The organism is Marinilabiliales bacterium, from assembly GCA_007695015.1.
Lineage (GTDB): Bacteria > Bacteroidota > Bacteroidia > Bacteroidales > PUMT01 > PXAP01.
Genome location: REEN01000029.1, coordinates 75,997 through 92,387, shown reverse-complemented (window position 1 = coordinate 92,387; position 16,391 = coordinate 75,997). Strand labels below are relative to the sequence as shown.

The following is a 16,391-nucleotide window of genomic DNA, read 5'->3' as shown; positions in this document are numbered from 1 at the left end:
AAAAAATATAAAATGCAGCAACAACTATATACCGTTCCCGAAGCAGTCAATGAAGTTCCAAAATCATATGCACCGGGTACACCTGAGAGAGAAGAGCTTCAGAAAGAAATTGCGGCGGCAAGATCAGGCATGGCAGATATTCCTATGTTCATAGGCGGAAAGGAGATAAGGACCAGCAAGAAAGTTGCCATACATCCTCCGCACGACCTTTCACATACACTGGGTCATTTCCATCAGGGTGATGCAGAACATGTATCAATGGCTGTTGACGAAGCCCTCAAGGCGAGAAGTGCCTGGGTTGGGATGCCCTGGAGGGAGAGAGCCGCCATTTTTCTGAAGGCAGCCGCACTCATTTCAGGACCATATCGCTATAAGATCAATGCCGCAACCATGCTTGGGCAGTCAAAGACGGTATACCAGAGTGAAATCGATGCCGTGTGTGAGCTGGCCGACTTCTTAAGGTACAATGTTCAATATATGACCCAGATATTCATGCACCAGCCGAAATCTGCACCCGAGGCCTGGAACCGTATAGAGCAACGGCCGCTGGAGGGATTCGTTTTTGCTCTAAGTCCCTTCAACTTTACTGCCATAGCAGGCAACCTGCCAACAGCACCGGCAATGATGGGCAACGTGGTGGTGTGGAAGCCTGCAAACACCCAGATATATTCGGCAAAAGTTATTATGGAGGTTCTTCGTGAGGCCGGACTGCCTGACGGTGTCATCAATATGGTCTTTGTAAGCGGACCTGTTGCCGGCGACATCATATTCTCGCACAGAGATTTCGCAGGTATTCATTTTACCGGCTCAACTGAGGTGTTCAGGGAAATATGGAAAACCACCGGCAACAATATAGCCGGTTACCGGTCATATCCCCGCATCGTCGGGGAGACGGGGGGCAAGGATTTTGTGCTGGCCCATGCTACGGCAAAACCTGCCCAGGTGGCAACAGCCCTGTCACGGGGTGCGTTTGAATATCAGGGACAAAAATGCTCAGCCGCCTCACGGGCCTATATCTCCCGGTCAATATGGGAGGATGTCAGAAAACTGATGCTTCATCAGATCAGTTCATTCAACGTCGGTGGTCCCGAGGATTTCAGCAATTTCTTTACCGCTGTTATCGACGAAAAGGCTTTCAGCAAACTAACCAGGATAATCGATAAAGTTAAAAATGACGACTCGGTCACTATCATTTCGGGTGGCGGCTACGACAAGTCAAAGGGTTATTTCATTGAACCCACCGTCATACTTACGCCCGATCCATGTTATTTCACGATGATCCATGAACTTTTCGGACCAATACTGACCATTTACGTTTTTGAAGACGACAAATATGAAGAGACCCTTGAGCTGATAGATCGCACAAGCCTTTACGGTCTTACAGGAGCGGTTTTTGCCAGGGACAGGCATGCAATAAACCTGGCCGCCGGCAGGCTTGCAAATGCTGCCGGCAACTTCTACATTAATGACAAGCCCACAGGCGCTGTTGTCGGGCACCAGCCATTCGGAGGCTCTAGGGCATCAGGCACCAATGACAAGGCGGGATCCATGCTCAATCTCCATCGATGGGTGTCACCCCGTACAATAAAAGAGGCATTCCTTCCTCCCGAAGATTACAGGTACCCCCATCAGGGTTCCGTATAACCATTTGTTAAACCTATGTTTATAAATAAGGGGTTACATATCCGGGGTTATGCTATTTTTGTTATATTTTTGTCATGGCCGGCATTCATAAAAATGATCCACCATGCAAACCCGAAGGAAAATATACCGGATACTGAGAAATAAGTACATTCTCAGCATCATGCTTTTTTCCCTCTGGCTGCTCTTTTTTGACCAGAACAATCTGGTTAACAGGTTTCAGGAGATGAGGAGGATCAATCAGCTGGAAGCCGACAAAGAGTACTTCAGGGAAAGAATAAGTGCTGATTCAGCAAGACTTAATGAACTTAAAACCGACCGTGAGAACCTCGAAAAGTTTGCACGTGAACAATACCTGATGAAGAGGGAGAATGAGGATATATTCATTATTGAGTTTGAGGACTAGCATTACAACCATGATCAGCCTTACTTTCAGCAGCTGCTCAGCATCTCCATACCGTTTCTCTCTGGATTCTTCTGTAAATGTTGAGCAGATCCAAGTTACATTTTGCTGCCGGCACCCCCAGCATGTCAAGCAGTCGGGCTGACGCCCCTGTTACGGATATGTCTTCCCGGCCATTCCTGCGTGCATAATTGAGATAACGATGCATCATCAGTCCACCGAACCACCTGAAAAACCTCTTCCTGAAAGCAGGATATGAAGAGGAATTATTATTGACCTGGCCCACCTTCTCAACAAAACAGTTGATTGCAAGGTACTCGCGGAGCACCGGATTAAAGCCGGAGGCAATAGCGGCCGTCTCCCTGGCGGATGCCCTGAAAAGCCCGGGCAGTGACCTGAACAGTTCGCCTGTCTCCTCAAATGATTTTACGGGCCACGTCATCAGGGGCCTTCGCTCACCTTCAGATAATTTCTTTACGGCAACACCAGTCCCAAATGGCACCCTGTCAGACACCCGGGATGAAGGCAGGACTTTGGTGGTATTAAGTTCTGTGAAATTACCCAGCGGAAAGATCTTGTGAAGAAAATAGAAATCCTCGCCCGCTTTCCTCCTGTTCATTCCGCCCTGTTTTACATAAGCAGCAGCAGTAACCGCGAAGCAGCTCCCTATGGTATGGAAGGCCCAGGGAAAACCTGCATACCTCATTGCCTGTACATAGTAGCGAAGGTAAAGCTCATAATCAACTATCACTCCGGGCTCTCCCCCGTCTTTTTCCAGGGGATGCTCAAAATAGATGGTACAGCCGTTAACATTAGGCCGAAAGCAATCCTCAATTGCTGTAAAATAATTCTTGCCGCACAGGGCGTCTGCATCGAATGAGACGATGATCCCTTTCTCATTACCTGACATGTTAAACCTTCTCACAGCCTCATCCATACCCGTTTTACGGGCCCATCCGGCACCGGCATGCCTTGGCGGAAAGAGGGGAGCCTCAATCACATGAAGATAAAAACTGTCACTGTTGTTTGACTTTCCCCATTCGCGTAATTGCTGGATTGTCTTTTTGTTCAGTTCAAGAGCTTCAGCGGGAGCATTTTCGGGAGCATTAACCACCATTATCACCTCAACAGGGAATGAAGGCAGATATGCACAGGCAAGGGAGTTTACCGCACTGATGGCATCAGGCTCATTATAACATGGAATGATTATGATGATCCCGGTTCCGTTAACCGGGGCACCGGGAAGGAAAGGATCAAAATATGCATGTTTCCGGAGATAGGAAGAGGCAAAACCCATGGCCGGCAGAATAACTACCTCCTCCCCGATTCGCTGTACCTGCGGTTCAGCCCCTCAATAACCTCACGGGTAACATCAAGGTTCTTGTCAACATACAGGAATGGCCCGCCAAATGAATGACTGAGTATATACTGGTAGTCGTGATTCCTGTTGAATTCTTCCAGAAATTCATAGATGCTGTGCTGAAGCTGTCTGTTCATAACCTGTTCCTCCTCCCTCAACTCCATTGAGTACTGTTCACTCATCTGCATCAGCTCCTGCTGAACCTGCATCAGTTCGAGCTCCCTCTGCTGTGCCTGTGAGCGGGTCATCAGCCCTTTCTGTACCCTGTCCTGGAAATCTGCTACCTGCCGCTCATACCGGCGTGACCTGGTTGACAGATCACCTTCAAGTTCCTGCTGTTTTTCAAGGAATTTCCTCTGGAGATCGAAAAACATATCATAGTTTTCAAGCAGGGTGTCAAAATTAACATATACAATATCCAGTGAAGCCGGATAAAACTCACCTCTCTCCTCGTATTCGGCCCGAATCTCTTCAGGGATACCCGGAGCAGTAAAATGCAAAACATAAAGGACTGCAACGGCAACACCCAGTACTACATTAATAACCAAAGATAAATGTTTCATGTGTATAAAGTATAGTTAGCAAATTGTTCCACAATGTGTTACAAATTAGTGGTTAGGATATTTAGATTTTCAATTCCCATGGAACCCCCATGCTTTATTCATGTTATTTTGTCTGACGAAGTCTGATGGGGCTTTCATTCGTATAAAGTATAGTTAGCAAATTGTTTAACAATGTGTTACAAATTCATGATCCGGATATTATGCTTTTCAATCCATGGAACCCCCATGCTTTATTCATGTTATTTTATCTGACGAAGTCTGATGGGGCTTTCATCCGTACAAATCAGGTTAATCAAGTTAATAATCAATGAATTATATTTAGCATACAATCAGTGCTCAGCGCCTTGAACGTATGGAACCCCCATGGTTTGTTCATGTTATTTAGTCTGCCGAAGGCTGATGCGGGTTCATTTGCTATACTCTTTTTAAACAACCAACAAAACCAAAGTGCACAAATATACATGAATTTTGCATCATTTGAATATCCCATAGCAGTCAAATCTTGCATGCAAAATTGACGTAGTCAAAATTTTTTCATCCTAAATTACAATCAGACGGTTAAAAACCGGTATTGACGGCAGCCAGGGTGATCAGAACTCAGGACACGGGACCATCCTGGGTTTCCTGGGTATGCGAATTGAAGTCCAGGAATAGGTGATCGATATCTCGTGTGCTCCACCGGTGGATCCCAGCAGGCGGGAAATCGGAAAGTCAAAACTGTAGCCGATATTTAACTGATCTATCTTGTATCCGACAAGGAAGATGACAGCATCCTGGCCACCGCTGCTTATTCCGGGCAACCCCCTGTACCAGGCTCCTACAACAATAGGGCTTCTGTACCAGTACATTCCCAGATCTAGCTGGTTAAAGGGACCCTGCTGCCTGTAAAGAAAAGCCAGCTGGAGGCTCTCCTCCAGACGGGTGCGGACCCTTCCCCCGCGAGTAAACTTTGTCCCTCCGAAAACAGAATATTTAATTGGTATATATGCATTTTCGGCATCAGGGCCGTCAAACTCATAAAGGGAGTGATTGGGTCTGAGCAGGTGGTCAACTGCCAAACCAAACCAGTAATCCTGGGAATAGACCATTGCCGAAGTGGAAAAATCCACACCTCCTCTCCTCTGCAGTGGAGGAATCTCAATCGTTGTAGGGCGGTCCCCCCCGGGTGATATCTGGTCTCCAAAGATAAGCTTGTCAAAGTCAATCGCCCTCTCTGTATAAAAGAAGTGAACCCCCGGCCTCATGTGCCAATCCGGATGTATTGAGAAATCATACGAGTATTGAACTCCCACATTGGTCGTGCGGAGGTTGCCGCTTCCTGCCATATCCTGCATGAACAGGATGCCTGCACCGCTGTTGTAATGGTCAAACCAGTGATCATAAGAAAAGGTGTAGGTCACAAATTTTCCGGGCAACTGGGGCCACTGGTTGCGATAGTTGGCACCAATGCGGCTGCCATCTGTCAGTCCCGCAAAAGAAGGGGCCAGGTACAGCGGGTTTGCATAGAATTGCGAAAACTGGGGATCCTGAGCCCTTAGTTCACCATGCATTAAATAGAATAGAAAGAAAATGACGATAATCCGCCAAATCTCCCTTCTTCCGTATCTATCAAGCATATTCATATAATATGGAGCAAAATAATGAAAAAATAACTAACCCAAATGCCCGATATAGAAAAACTTGTTAGGCGTGAGTAACAGGCACCTGAATTAAGGTTTTCAATCTCTGCATTTCCCCCTGGAGAATAAAGCTTTCCAGGCCGACAACCCTCCCTAAATAATTCAAATCCGTTTCTGCAAATACTTTCTTTCAAACCTGCCATTGCCAAAACCGAATTATTCCTGTTAAAAATACGTTCAAAATACACAACTGGTTACATTTTTTTCTGTTTTTACGTAAAATTACAGGTTTACATGACAAATCATACTCTTTTGTGGGTTAATGAGATCATTGTAATCCAAAATCCCTGCTGCCGCATTGAACAAAAATGAATAGCACCTGTTATTTATAATAGGTAAAAATAAGTAAAATGAAATTAATATGGACAAAAGAACATTTATCAAAAAAGGACTGTTGGGGCTGGGCGGGATAATATCGGCTCCACTTATGGCAAAAGGACAAGGAACTTACGCAGCTAATCGGTTAAGCCAGGAGGAACCGGCAGGCAGTAAATTCAGCCTTCCTTCCCTGCCTTACTCATATGACGCCCTTGAGCCCCATATTGACGCCCAAACCATGAATATCCACCACACCAGGCACCACCAGGCATATGTGAACAATCTCAATAATGCGCTGAAAGGCACAGGTTCAGAAGAGATGACTCTCGAGGATATCAACAGGAATATATCTTCCTTCAATATGGCTGTACGTAACAACGGTGGAGGGCATTTCAACCATAATCTCTTTTGGGAGGTCATGTCGCCCAACGGTGGCGGCCGCCCTTCAGGTGAACTGATGTCGGCAATAAACGGTTCATTCGGGTCATTTGAAAAATTCCGCGAACTGTTCTCGAATGCAGCTGCCACCAGGTTCGGATCGGGCTGGGCGTGGCTCATCGCGAGCGAAGGGAGGCTTAAGGTAACATCCACACCCAACCAGGATAACCCGCTGATGGACATTATCCCGGCCGGTGAACAGGGTGTTCCCGTTCTTGGCATAGATGTCTGGGAGCACGCATATTACCTAAGGTATCAGAATCGCAGAGGCGACTACATATCAGCCTTCTGGGAGGTAATCAACTGGAATGCAGTGGCTGAAAAACTCAAAAGCGCATAAAACACATTTTCCGGGAGGAGCCCGATAATAGGCCCCTCCGGTTTTTCAAGGGGAGGGGGCCGCAAAACGGTCCCCTCTGTTTTTTTAATCGCAATTAACCCGGTTGTAACCGAATAACAAGCACCGGTAATCCCGGACATCTCCCGGAACTTCCCGAATGACCCGAAATTCCTTCAAATGCTCAGGGAAGTTTATAAATAAACATGCAAAAAAGAGTTGCCGGCACCAAAAGCACCGGCAACTCTTCACCAATTAACCTAAACCTTACTAACTAAACCATATGTTCTCTGACATGTATCATGATGATTAAATGAGTCATGTCAACCAAGGAACTTTTCAGACACCGTATTCCAGTCCACTACATTCCAGAATGCTTCAATATAATCCGGTCGCCTGTTTTGATAATTCAGGTAATATGCGTGCTCCCATACATCAATTCCGAGTATTGGAGTCCCCTTTACATCGGCGATATCCATCAGCGGGTTATCCTGGTTGGGTGTAGAACTGACAACAAGTCCGCTACCCGTCTTTACCAGCCATGCCCAGCCCGATCCGAACCTGGTGGCGGCAGCCCTGCTGAATTCATCCCTGAAAGCACCGAATGACCCGAATGAGGAAGTAATTGCATCAAGAAGTTTTCCTTCAGGTTTACCCCCGCCGTTCGGAGACATGATCTCCCAGAAAAGGTTGTGGTTATAAAACCCGCCTCCGTTATTCCTTACTGCAACAGGATATTTTGAGATACCTGCCATTATCTTTTCAATGCTCATTCCCGCCATATCGCTGTTTTCAATTGCCGCATTCAGATTGTTTGTGTAGGCGGCATGATGTTTGGTATGGTGTATCTCCATGGTACGCGCATCTATGTGCGGCTCAAGAGCATTATAATCATATTTTAGTGATGGAAGTTTAAATGACATAACTGATTTATTTAAATATTCAACTTAATTTTTATTTGGACTTAATCCAATCTATTAACATCAATCTATCCATTTTGTTCAATCCAACCAATTGGATTTGTTAACCGGCAACGTGTCAGAACCCCCTGTTTGCATAAACCATGCGAGGCATTCAGGTTCTGCATGATACCCCTTTCAAATTAAATAGTTTTGCTTAACTTTGTCGGTCATCCTGCCTGATATGTAGAGGTTACAGGGGGTCATGACCACAACTATGCATTATAAATCAAAGGGGGAGATGAACCCTGAAAACAGAGAATAACTATATTGAAAGCCCCATGAGCGAAATCACACAAAAAGATATGTATAAAGCATGGGGGTTCCATGGGAATTGAAAAGCATTTTAACCGTTATGTGAATTTGTAACATCTTGTTATATAAATTTATAACTATACTTTATACACATAAACATTATGGGAAACCACAAACCTGACGAATCGTTAACCGACGGCGATATTATAGAGAACGAAGAGTTTGGCTACTCAAAAATTGAGATGTTCCATCCCGGGGATACCAGGAAACTGGCCCATCATTACAGGGAGATTCTAAGTATACTCGGAGAAGATGTAACCCGTGAAGGGCTGCTGAAGACACCTCTGCGCGTCGGCAAGGCCATGCAGTTTCTCACCCACGGCTACAGCCTCAACCCCATGGAAATTCTGAACTCGGCCAAATTCAGGGAAGATTACCAGCAGATGGTGCTTGTCAAGGATATTGAGCTGTACTCCATGTGTGAGCACCATATGATCCCATTTTACGGAAAGGCTCATGTAGGTTATATACCAAACAGGCACATTACAGGTCTTAGCAAGATCGCCCGTGTGGTGGACGCCTTTTCAAGAAGGCTCCAGGTACAGGAGAGGCTTACTACCCAGATTAGGGACTGTATCCAGGAAGCTCTCGACCCGCTCGGTGTGGCGGTTGTAATTGAGGCCCACCACATGTGCATGCAGATGAGGGGAATCCAGAAGCAGAACTCTGTAACGACCACATCGGCATTTACGGGAGCATTCCTTAACCAGTCGCAAACCAGGGAAGAGTTCATTCACCTGATCGGTGCGAAGCTATATTGATCCCTTTTAAGAATAAATACACACAATACCATCTAATATGAAGGCATACGTATTCCCGGGCCAGGGTGCCCAGTATCCCGGAATGGGAAAAGATCTCGCAGAGAGATTTCAGGTTGCAGAAAAGATGTTCGTGACATCCGACAAGATACTCGGATTCGGCCTTACCAACCTTATGTTTAAAGGTACTGACGACGACCTGCGGCAGACAAGGGTAACACAGCCGGCAATTTTCGTCCATTCAGTTGTTCTGGCAACAGTGCTCGGTGAAAGATTCAGGCCTGATATGGTTGCTGGTCATTCCCTGGGCGAATTCTCGGCTCTTGTTGCTGCCGGGGCTCTTTCATTTGAAGACGGGCTCAGGCTGGTATCGGCAAGGGCCACTGCTATGCAGAAGGCCTGCGATGCTGCGCCGTCAACAATGGCAGCTGTCCTTGGGCTTGACGACCAGATCGTGGAAGATGTTTGCAGGGAGGTCGACGATGTTGTAGTGCCCGCAAATTATAACAGTCCGGGACAGATAGTTATATCAGGATCTGTAAACGGGATTGATACAGCAGTCAAAAAGCTTCAGGAACTCGGAGCAAAGCGTGCAATAAAGCTCAGTGTAGGAGGGGCATTTCACTCCCCGCTGATGGAGCCGGCCCGGTCTGAGCTGGCCACAGCCATAGAAAAAACATCTTTCAGCCGGCCGAGGTGCCCAATATACCAGAATGTAAACGCCATTTCCGTAACCGACCCCGAAGAGATCAGGAAGAACCTTGTTGATCAGCTCACCTCTCCTGTAAGGTGGACTCAGACAGTACTCAATATGATTAATGACGGCGCTGTTCACTTTACCGAAGTCGGCCCCGGCAATGTTCTTCAAGGCCTTGTAAAGAAGGCTGACAGGCAAATGGGGACCTCTTCGGCCGCTGATCTGATAAGTTAACCGGCAGCCTCAGCCGGCAGTCGCCGAAATGAATTCTCACAGATTGTCTAGTCACCTTTGCCCGTTATAATTCCTGTCATATCCCGGGCACCCTCTTTTACCGGTTGCGGCTTGAAAATAACCCCCTTGTTATGCCGGCCGTCAATCTGTATCTTAAAAGGTTGTTCAAATCTCACATGACGTACATGTGTATCCTCATAATATGCCGGCTGCCCATCCAGGAAGTCCACATCATATAACCCTTCCCGGAAATGGGGGTTTATGGTAAAATATCCCACCCTGAATGAGGTTAAATTCTGGAAAAAATGAGTACCCTGGCTCGGATCAATATGGTAGTTATCCAGACCCGATTCAATTATCACCCTGGCCATTGATATCTGGGGCCATTTTATCGGTATCCCCAACCAGGGATCACTCGATCCCCACCGTCCGGGCCCTGTAAGCACGTAGTTTCGCCCTTCTTTGATAAAATTTTCATTTATCTTTTCAATCTCCAGTGCAATATCCTTGTTCTCTGATGGGTTGAACTTATCAGGCTTAACATATACGAAATCGGATATATTGGTAATGGTTCCGTACCCAAGGGCCGATTCCGAGTAAACAATCGTATTGTTTTTGTCAATCCTGTCAAAATTGACATCCACCTTCTGCTCTCCGTGCACGATCGGCCTAATCTGGAGAAAATAAAAAATACCGGGTTCATCCTTTGGTGTGTCAAGATCGACCGCAAATTCTATCTCGATAGGATTATTCATTTCATGCTGCCCTGAATCAAGTAGTTCCTGCAGTATTTCAGCCAATGGAAATGTGCTATGCGTAAGGACATTGGCAAATGTCACCACCTTTCTGCCCTGCTGGCCCATACCCTCTCTGAGCATATTGTACTCATAATCATATGTTGAGGCTGCGAACCTGAACGAAGGATCATTTTCCGCATCCTTTATGCCAAGCTTCAGTATGTTGACGCTATCATCAGTAGAAGGTCTGAAGCTGTCAACATTCAGGTCAAGGGAATAGAATTTCTTCTGGGTTTCCCTCAGCGCCTGGTCGGGAGAGGAGAGCTGAAGTATCTTTTTGGGATATTTCGGAGAAAACCTCAGTGAAATGCCTCCGTCGACTATAAGCTTGCCAAGCCCGTAGGCAATGCTTGCTATTCCGTCCTCAGGCTTCTCGGGCGCGATCGGATAGAAATTGATCGAACGGGCAACACCTGAGATGGTCGGATAGAACCTGTCACCGTTCCTGGTACCGCATACTTCCTGGAGAATTATCCCCATCTTCTCCTCGTCTATAACATTGGCAGTAGCGGTCATATAAGCCCTGCTGCTTTTGTAATAGACCGATGCATAAACGGACTTTATCGCATCGGTCAGCATACCTATCATCCTGGTACTGTCCTCCACCCTGGGTATCATGTACGTTGAGTAGATCCCTGCAAACGGCTGGTAGTGACTGTCCTCCAGCTTACTGGAAGAACGGATTGCTACCGGGTTGCGCACCACAGAGATAAAGGCATACAAATCCTGGTGGAGCCGTCCCGGGAGACTTGCGTCGACAAACCGCTGCAGTATCTCTTCATCCGAAACGCCGGATATTGCAAATCTATAGAGGTCATTGGTCTCCATGAACTCATCAAAAATATCTGTGCTCAGAACCACTGTACGGGGTATGGTAACAATAGCCCCAGGGAATTTGGTAAAAAGACCATGCTCGTTAAGTATCGAATTAATAAATGCCAGCCCCCGCGCCTTACCGCCTATCGAACCTTCGCCTATGCGCGAGAACATCAGGTATTCATCAAAGCTGTTTTTGTCAAATTTGGCAATAACCCCGCGACCCTTGCTGGACCTGAAGCTTGATATGGCGGTATGGATATATCTCCTGACCTCCTCGATACTATCGAAGTCATCAACCTTCAGATGTTTAAACATCCGCGCAATAGGAAACAGCGCCCTGGCGTTCAGCCATTTGGAGAAATGATTGTTGCTTGAATGGAAATATAGAACCTTTTCGGGTATGGTAAGTATTGCCTGCTGCATTGCCTGCAGATCGGCAGCCCTGCAGACCTCCTCCTTGGTGTCGGGGTCCCTGAAAATAAACTCGCCGAAAGAAAACTGCCTTATGACAAAGTTCCTCAGTTCAATGGAGAGGGTCTTGGAATACTTGTGAATAAACCCAGCTTTCAATTCCTCTGCCTGGACGTGGTTTTCCATGTCGGAGGACTGCAGAAGAACGGGCATGTGGGGATCATCCGATTTAACCTTGCGGCACAAACGGATTCCTGCCTGCGGGTCACGCCTGCCTTTCCTGCTGTAGGATATGTCTGATATGACCCCCAGAAGGTTATTCTTGTATCTCTTGTAGATGTCAATCGCCTCTTCATAATTCGTTGCCAGCAGGATCTTGGGCCTTCCTCTCATCCGGAGGTTCTTCTGGTGTGCATTGAGTGCTTCCCTTGCAAAATCGCGCGACTGCTTCAGAATAATCTTATAAAGGTTTGGCAAATAGCTGGATGTATACCGGATAGAATTCTCTACCAGCAATATAGTCTGGACCCCGCCCGTCTCAACATCATTTTCGGCATTCATCTTATCCTCTATCAGCTTGATAATGGCAAGAAGAAGGTCGGCATTACCCAGCCAGCAGAATACATAATCGATGGCTGACAGATCCTCATTAGCCAGTTTCATTGATACCTCACGCGAGAAATAGGTCAGTACCACGATAGGTATGCCCGGATGTTCCGATTTAATCTGTTTGGCAAGGTTAAAGATGTCCGATTCCCCTCCGATACTGAACATGGAAATTATAAGATCGATCTTTTCCTCCTCAAGGATACCGAATGCATCGGTACCGCCACTTGCCTTAAGAAACCTTGGCGGGGTACTCAGGTTAAGTGAGACATACTCATTGAATATCTGCTCATCTATCCGGCCGTCTTCCTCAAGCATGAATGCATCGTAGTTGCTGCAAATGAGAAGAACGTTCTGTATACGTATCTGCATAAGATTGCTGAACGAGGTTTGATGGAACTCATAATTACCCGGATCAGCAATGTCTCTTATCTGTTTGATCATAATTTTGTTATGGTTTTATTATCAGTGCAATCCCCTGTCTTCCGTCCATAAGAACATGTAACGGCTCAGGAAATCTTACATGTATGAAAAATTCAGTCTCGTCAATTTTTTCACCCTGATCAAGCATCTCCTCTCTGAAAAAATCATCAGTATCTGTGTGATTCACCGAAAAATAGCCAACATTCATTGCAGTGAGATTATGGAAAAAATGAGACCCCAGTGAAGCATCGAGAGGAAACCCTTCCAGGCTCATTTCGACTATCACTGCAGCATTTGATATCTGCGGCCATGTAACCGGAATGCCTATGAAGCGGTCGCGGGTGCCCCACCGGCCGGGTCCTATAAGTACATATTTCCTTCCTCCCCTGATCATGGCTGAGTTTATCCTATCAACCTCTGCAGCCATCTCCCGGGTTTTAAGCCTGTCGAACTTATCCCTTTTTATACATACCATGTCGCCTATATAATCGATCTTCCCGTTGCCCATGCTCTTTCCCGACCTGAGTATTACTTTACTATTGTCAATTGTCTTCATGTCAATGGCATAATCGCTGCTGCTGCCGAAAAGCGGCTTGATCTGCAACAGGTAAAACGATGGCAGGCCCTTCTCATCTTTTTTCAGGTCAACCGCAAATTCTATTTCAACCGGACATCCGAGCGCTTCCCTCACAACATCAAGGGTAACGCTTATGGTCTTTGCAAGAGGGATGTAATCATATTTAAGGATGTTGGAAAAATTAACCACCCTCGGTCCTGCCGTCTCAATACCCGGCACCATCCGGTCACTGTCGCGGTCATATACCGAGGCACAATGCTTAAGGTTACCGTGCTTCTCAGCTTCTGAAATATCAAGCCTTATAAGTCCCGCATCCTCCCCCTCCAGAAGATTAACCTCCGGCCTGGCCATGTTCACGGCGTAAAAATGCAACTGGGAATTTTTAAACTGATCCTTCGGCGAGGAGATCTCAAGATCGGGATATACCGGCGAGAACCTCCATGCCTGCTCACCTCTTACTACATAATGGCCCAGTCCGATTGCCATAACACTGAAGCCTTCATCAGGTTTCATATGTGCTACCGGATAATAGTTATGGGACTGTGCCGTGCCGCTTATGTGGGGATAATAGCTGTCACCCGACCTGTTGCCGACGACCTCCTGCAGGACAATTGCCATCTTCTCCTCTTCAATCCGGTTATTGATAGATTCAAAATATCTTTTGGAATCGTCTGAGAATATTGATGCGTATACCAGCTTGATGCCATCCATAGCCTGCTGAAGCCTTACATCAAAACTGGGATGATTGTTCGGAAGGAGCCAGGTCCCGAAAATCCCCGAGAATGGTTGCATAAGCGAATCCTCAAAAAGGCTTGAGGACCTGATGGCAATCGGACGTTTTACCACGTTCATGAATATCCGCAGCTTCTTTTCAAGGTTGTAGCTGATATTCCCCTCAAGGAACAATTTTTTTATCCTGTCATAGCTCTCCTCTTTGTAAACTATATCATACAGCTTATTAATCTCCAGGAAAACATCAAACTCTTCGGTGCCAATTATACCGGTAACCGGAGTGCGCACATTTATACCCTCTATAAGCTCCGAGAACCTGAAACTGTAGATCAGAGAATTTACAAATGCAAGTCCCCGTCCCTTTCCCCCAAGTGATCCGGCAGCAAAAGAGACTATATTTGACTCGTCCAGGATGGCCGACTCCTCGAAATTGACAATCTTCCCCATATCCTGCTCATTACGGTGCTTGGAGATAATGTTGATAAGAAACTCGCGCATCGCTGCCGGATTGCTGAAATCATTTATCTTAAGGGGGTTGATTATACGGGCAATCTTAACCTCCCCCCTTGCCATCAGCCATAGGGAAAAATGGTTCTTAACTGCATGGTAGACAAGAGACTCTTCGGGAACCGTTTTCAGGTAGCTTTCAAACTCCCGCATTGACTTAGCCACGGCGATCTGCCGCCCCTCGTTGTCGCGGTAAACAAAATGACCAAATCCAAGGAAATAGGTAATAAAGCTTTTCAGGTCCTGCAGAAGTGTTTCAGAATTCTTGTTTATAAAGCTGACTTTCAGCTCATGGGCCATTTTCTGGTATTCAGGATCGGCCGATTGCAGCATGGATGGAAGGTTTTCAACCTGGCTCTTGACATATTTTATCAGTTCAACACCTGCCATGGGGTCGATCTTCCCCTTACGGGGGATGCGGGCATCGGAAATTACACAAAGTACATATTCCCTGTAGCGGGTAAATATATCCATCGCCTCCTCCCAGGTAGATGCAAGAAGTATTTTAGGCCGGCCCCTCAGCTTCAGCACCTTGTAAAGCTCGTCGGTATTGACATCTTCGATCAGGTGCCGGGTCTGTTCAAGAACTATAGAATATATCATTGGAAGGTAACGGGAGTAATACTTTGGCGAATCCTCTACAAGAAGTATCACCTTGGTAAATCCCATGGCAGTATCATTCTCTACATTGACCTGGTCCTCCAGCAGCTTAACCATGGCGAAGAACATTTTCGAGTCTCCGTTCCATACAAATACACGGTTCACGAAACCATACCTGGCGGGTGATTCCTCAAATGTCTCAATATCCCTGTTATTGTTAAGAAGAAAGAATACGGGAATATAGGCAAACTCCTCCTTCATCCTTTTGCTCAAAACCAGCGGTGTCTGCTTGTCCATGCCCATCATTACGATAACCATATCATAATGTTTAGTGGCCAGCTCATCAAGTGCCTCCTCAAGCTTTGATACACCTGTTACCCTGGGCAGGGAGGTAAGGTTGAGCTGGTGGTACTGTCCGAGCATATGGTCGGAAAAACGCCCCTCCTTCTCTATACTGTACGCGTCGTAAAGTGTGGCAACAAGAAGTATCTCCTTTACCTTAAACGGCATCAGATCATGGAACAGGTCGCGCTCTGCATTATGCTTGTTGAGGAACCGCTGCAGAAGCTGCCGGCTGCTGCTTATCCTCTCCTTCTCTTCAGCCTGCTTCTTCTCCTGCCTCTCTTTTCTTTTTGCCCTGAACAGCAGCGTCTTTGCTTTGTAGCTATTTATGTAACCTGTCAGCAGGCTGGCAATATTATCGATCAGATGACGCTCCTCCTCCAGGAAAGGACCCTCGTCAAGGGTGGCAAACTCCCTTGTATAGCACACCTCAATTGTCCCTTCATTCCCGTCGAGCGTCCTGAAGCTTTGTGATTGCAGCCACTCTGTTACCCTGAATCGGGGACTTCGGTATTCCTTGCCTTCGTATATTATACGGGAAACGGTGTATTCCGGATACTGCCATGCGGTGGTCAGTATGAGGGTTACCTGGTGGAGTGTCTCTTCTACAGGCTTACCCTCCCTGAGAATTGCCGTTGTCTGGTTAATGCATGCAAGTTCCTTCAGCCTTTCTCTTCTCTCTTCCAGCAACTTGTTGATATTGCTGTCTCCCCTGACCTCATTGTCTTCCATCCGGTTACGGTTTTATTGCCTTGTGATGGCAAAACATAAAATTTCACATCTTAAAATTACAAAATCCCGTTGGTATTGACATTGATTCATCTTTTATTTATCTTGACCCTGTCACCGGAATTAAGCATTGGTATGACAATTTC

Annotated in this window: 11 protein-coding genes; 5 read left to right on the top strand and 6 right to left on the bottom strand. The window is 46.4% G+C overall.

The features are described from left to right. Positions 1 to 12 precede the first annotated feature (12 nt). Both pruA and EA408_02465 read left to right on the top strand, forming a co-directional pair. Positions 13 to 1,644: an L-glutamate gamma-semialdehyde dehydrogenase gene (pruA, locus tag EA408_02470; protein TVR74590.1), complete on the top strand. Its 1,632-nt coding sequence runs from the start codon at positions 13 to 15 to the stop codon at positions 1,642 to 1,644. 103 nt (positions 1,645 to 1,747) lie between these two features. Beyond that, positions 1,748 to 2,047: a septum formation initiator family protein gene (locus EA408_02465; protein TVR74589.1), complete on the top strand. Its 300-nt coding sequence runs from the start codon at positions 1,748 to 1,750 to the stop codon at positions 2,045 to 2,047. 37 nt (positions 2,048 to 2,084) lie between these two features. Here the strand turns inward: EA408_02465 and EA408_02460 are convergent, their stop codons facing one another. From EA408_02460 to EA408_02450, 3 genes are all read right to left on the bottom strand, one after another. Then, the gene (locus tag EA408_02460) at positions 2,085 to 3,341 is read right to left on the bottom strand and encodes a hypothetical protein (GenBank protein ID TVR74588.1); all 1,257 of its coding nucleotides are present in this window, start codon (positions 3,339 to 3,341) and stop codon (positions 2,085 to 2,087) included. A gap of 14 nt (positions 3,342 to 3,355) precedes the next feature. Beyond that, a complete protein-coding gene (locus tag EA408_02455; protein TVR74587.1) occupies positions 3,356 to 3,967 on the bottom strand; it encodes an OmpH family outer membrane protein in 612 nt (203 codons plus the stop codon). Between the two features lie 590 nt (positions 3,968 to 4,557). After that, positions 4,558 to 5,589 (bottom strand): type IX secretion system membrane protein PorP/SprF, encoded by a 1,032-nt coding sequence (locus EA408_02450; GenBank protein TVR74586.1) that lies wholly within the window; start codon positions 5,587 to 5,589, stop codon positions 4,558 to 4,560. A 418-nt stretch (positions 5,590 to 6,007) separates the two neighbouring features. Here EA408_02450 and EA408_02445 point away from each other — a divergent pair, with 418 nt between their 5' ends. Beyond that, positions 6,008 to 6,742, top strand: coding sequence for a superoxide dismutase (locus tag EA408_02445; protein TVR74585.1), 735 nt, complete (start codon positions 6,008 to 6,010; stop codon positions 6,740 to 6,742). A 320-nt stretch (positions 6,743 to 7,062) separates the two neighbouring features. Here the strand turns inward: EA408_02445 and EA408_02440 are convergent, their stop codons facing one another. Further along, positions 7,063 to 7,662, bottom strand: a complete 600-nt coding sequence (locus EA408_02440; protein TVR74584.1) for a superoxide dismutase — start codon at positions 7,660 to 7,662, stop codon at positions 7,063 to 7,065. A gap of 533 nt (positions 7,663 to 8,195) precedes the next feature. Here EA408_02440 and folE point away from each other — a divergent pair. Both folE and fabD read left to right on the top strand, forming a co-directional pair. Continuing rightward, positions 8,196 to 8,774, top strand: a complete 579-nt coding sequence (folE, locus tag EA408_02435) for a GTP cyclohydrolase I FolE (protein TVR74646.1) — start codon at positions 8,196 to 8,198, stop codon at positions 8,772 to 8,774. A 37-nt stretch (positions 8,775 to 8,811) separates the two neighbouring features. After that, positions 8,812 to 9,702 carry a [acyl-carrier-protein] S-malonyltransferase gene (gene fabD, locus EA408_02430; GenBank protein ID TVR74583.1) on the top strand — a complete coding sequence of 297 codons (891 nt, stop codon included), beginning with the start codon at positions 8,812 to 8,814 and terminating at the stop codon, positions 9,700 to 9,702. 47 nt (positions 9,703 to 9,749) lie between these two features. On the opposite strand, the gene EA408_02425 is transcribed toward fabD, so the two are convergent. Both EA408_02425 and EA408_02420 read right to left on the bottom strand, forming a co-directional pair. Then, complete coding sequence (locus tag EA408_02425; protein ID TVR74582.1) at positions 9,750 to 12,779, bottom strand: phosphoenolpyruvate synthase; 3,030 nt, start codon at positions 12,777 to 12,779, stop codon at positions 9,750 to 9,752. A 7-nt stretch (positions 12,780 to 12,786) separates the two neighbouring features. Beyond that, positions 12,787 to 15,684: a pyruvate, phosphate dikinase gene (locus tag EA408_02420; GenBank protein ID TVR74645.1), complete on the bottom strand. Its 2,898-nt coding sequence runs from the start codon at positions 15,682 to 15,684 to the stop codon at positions 12,787 to 12,789. Between the last annotated feature and the right edge of the window lie 707 nt (positions 15,685 to 16,391).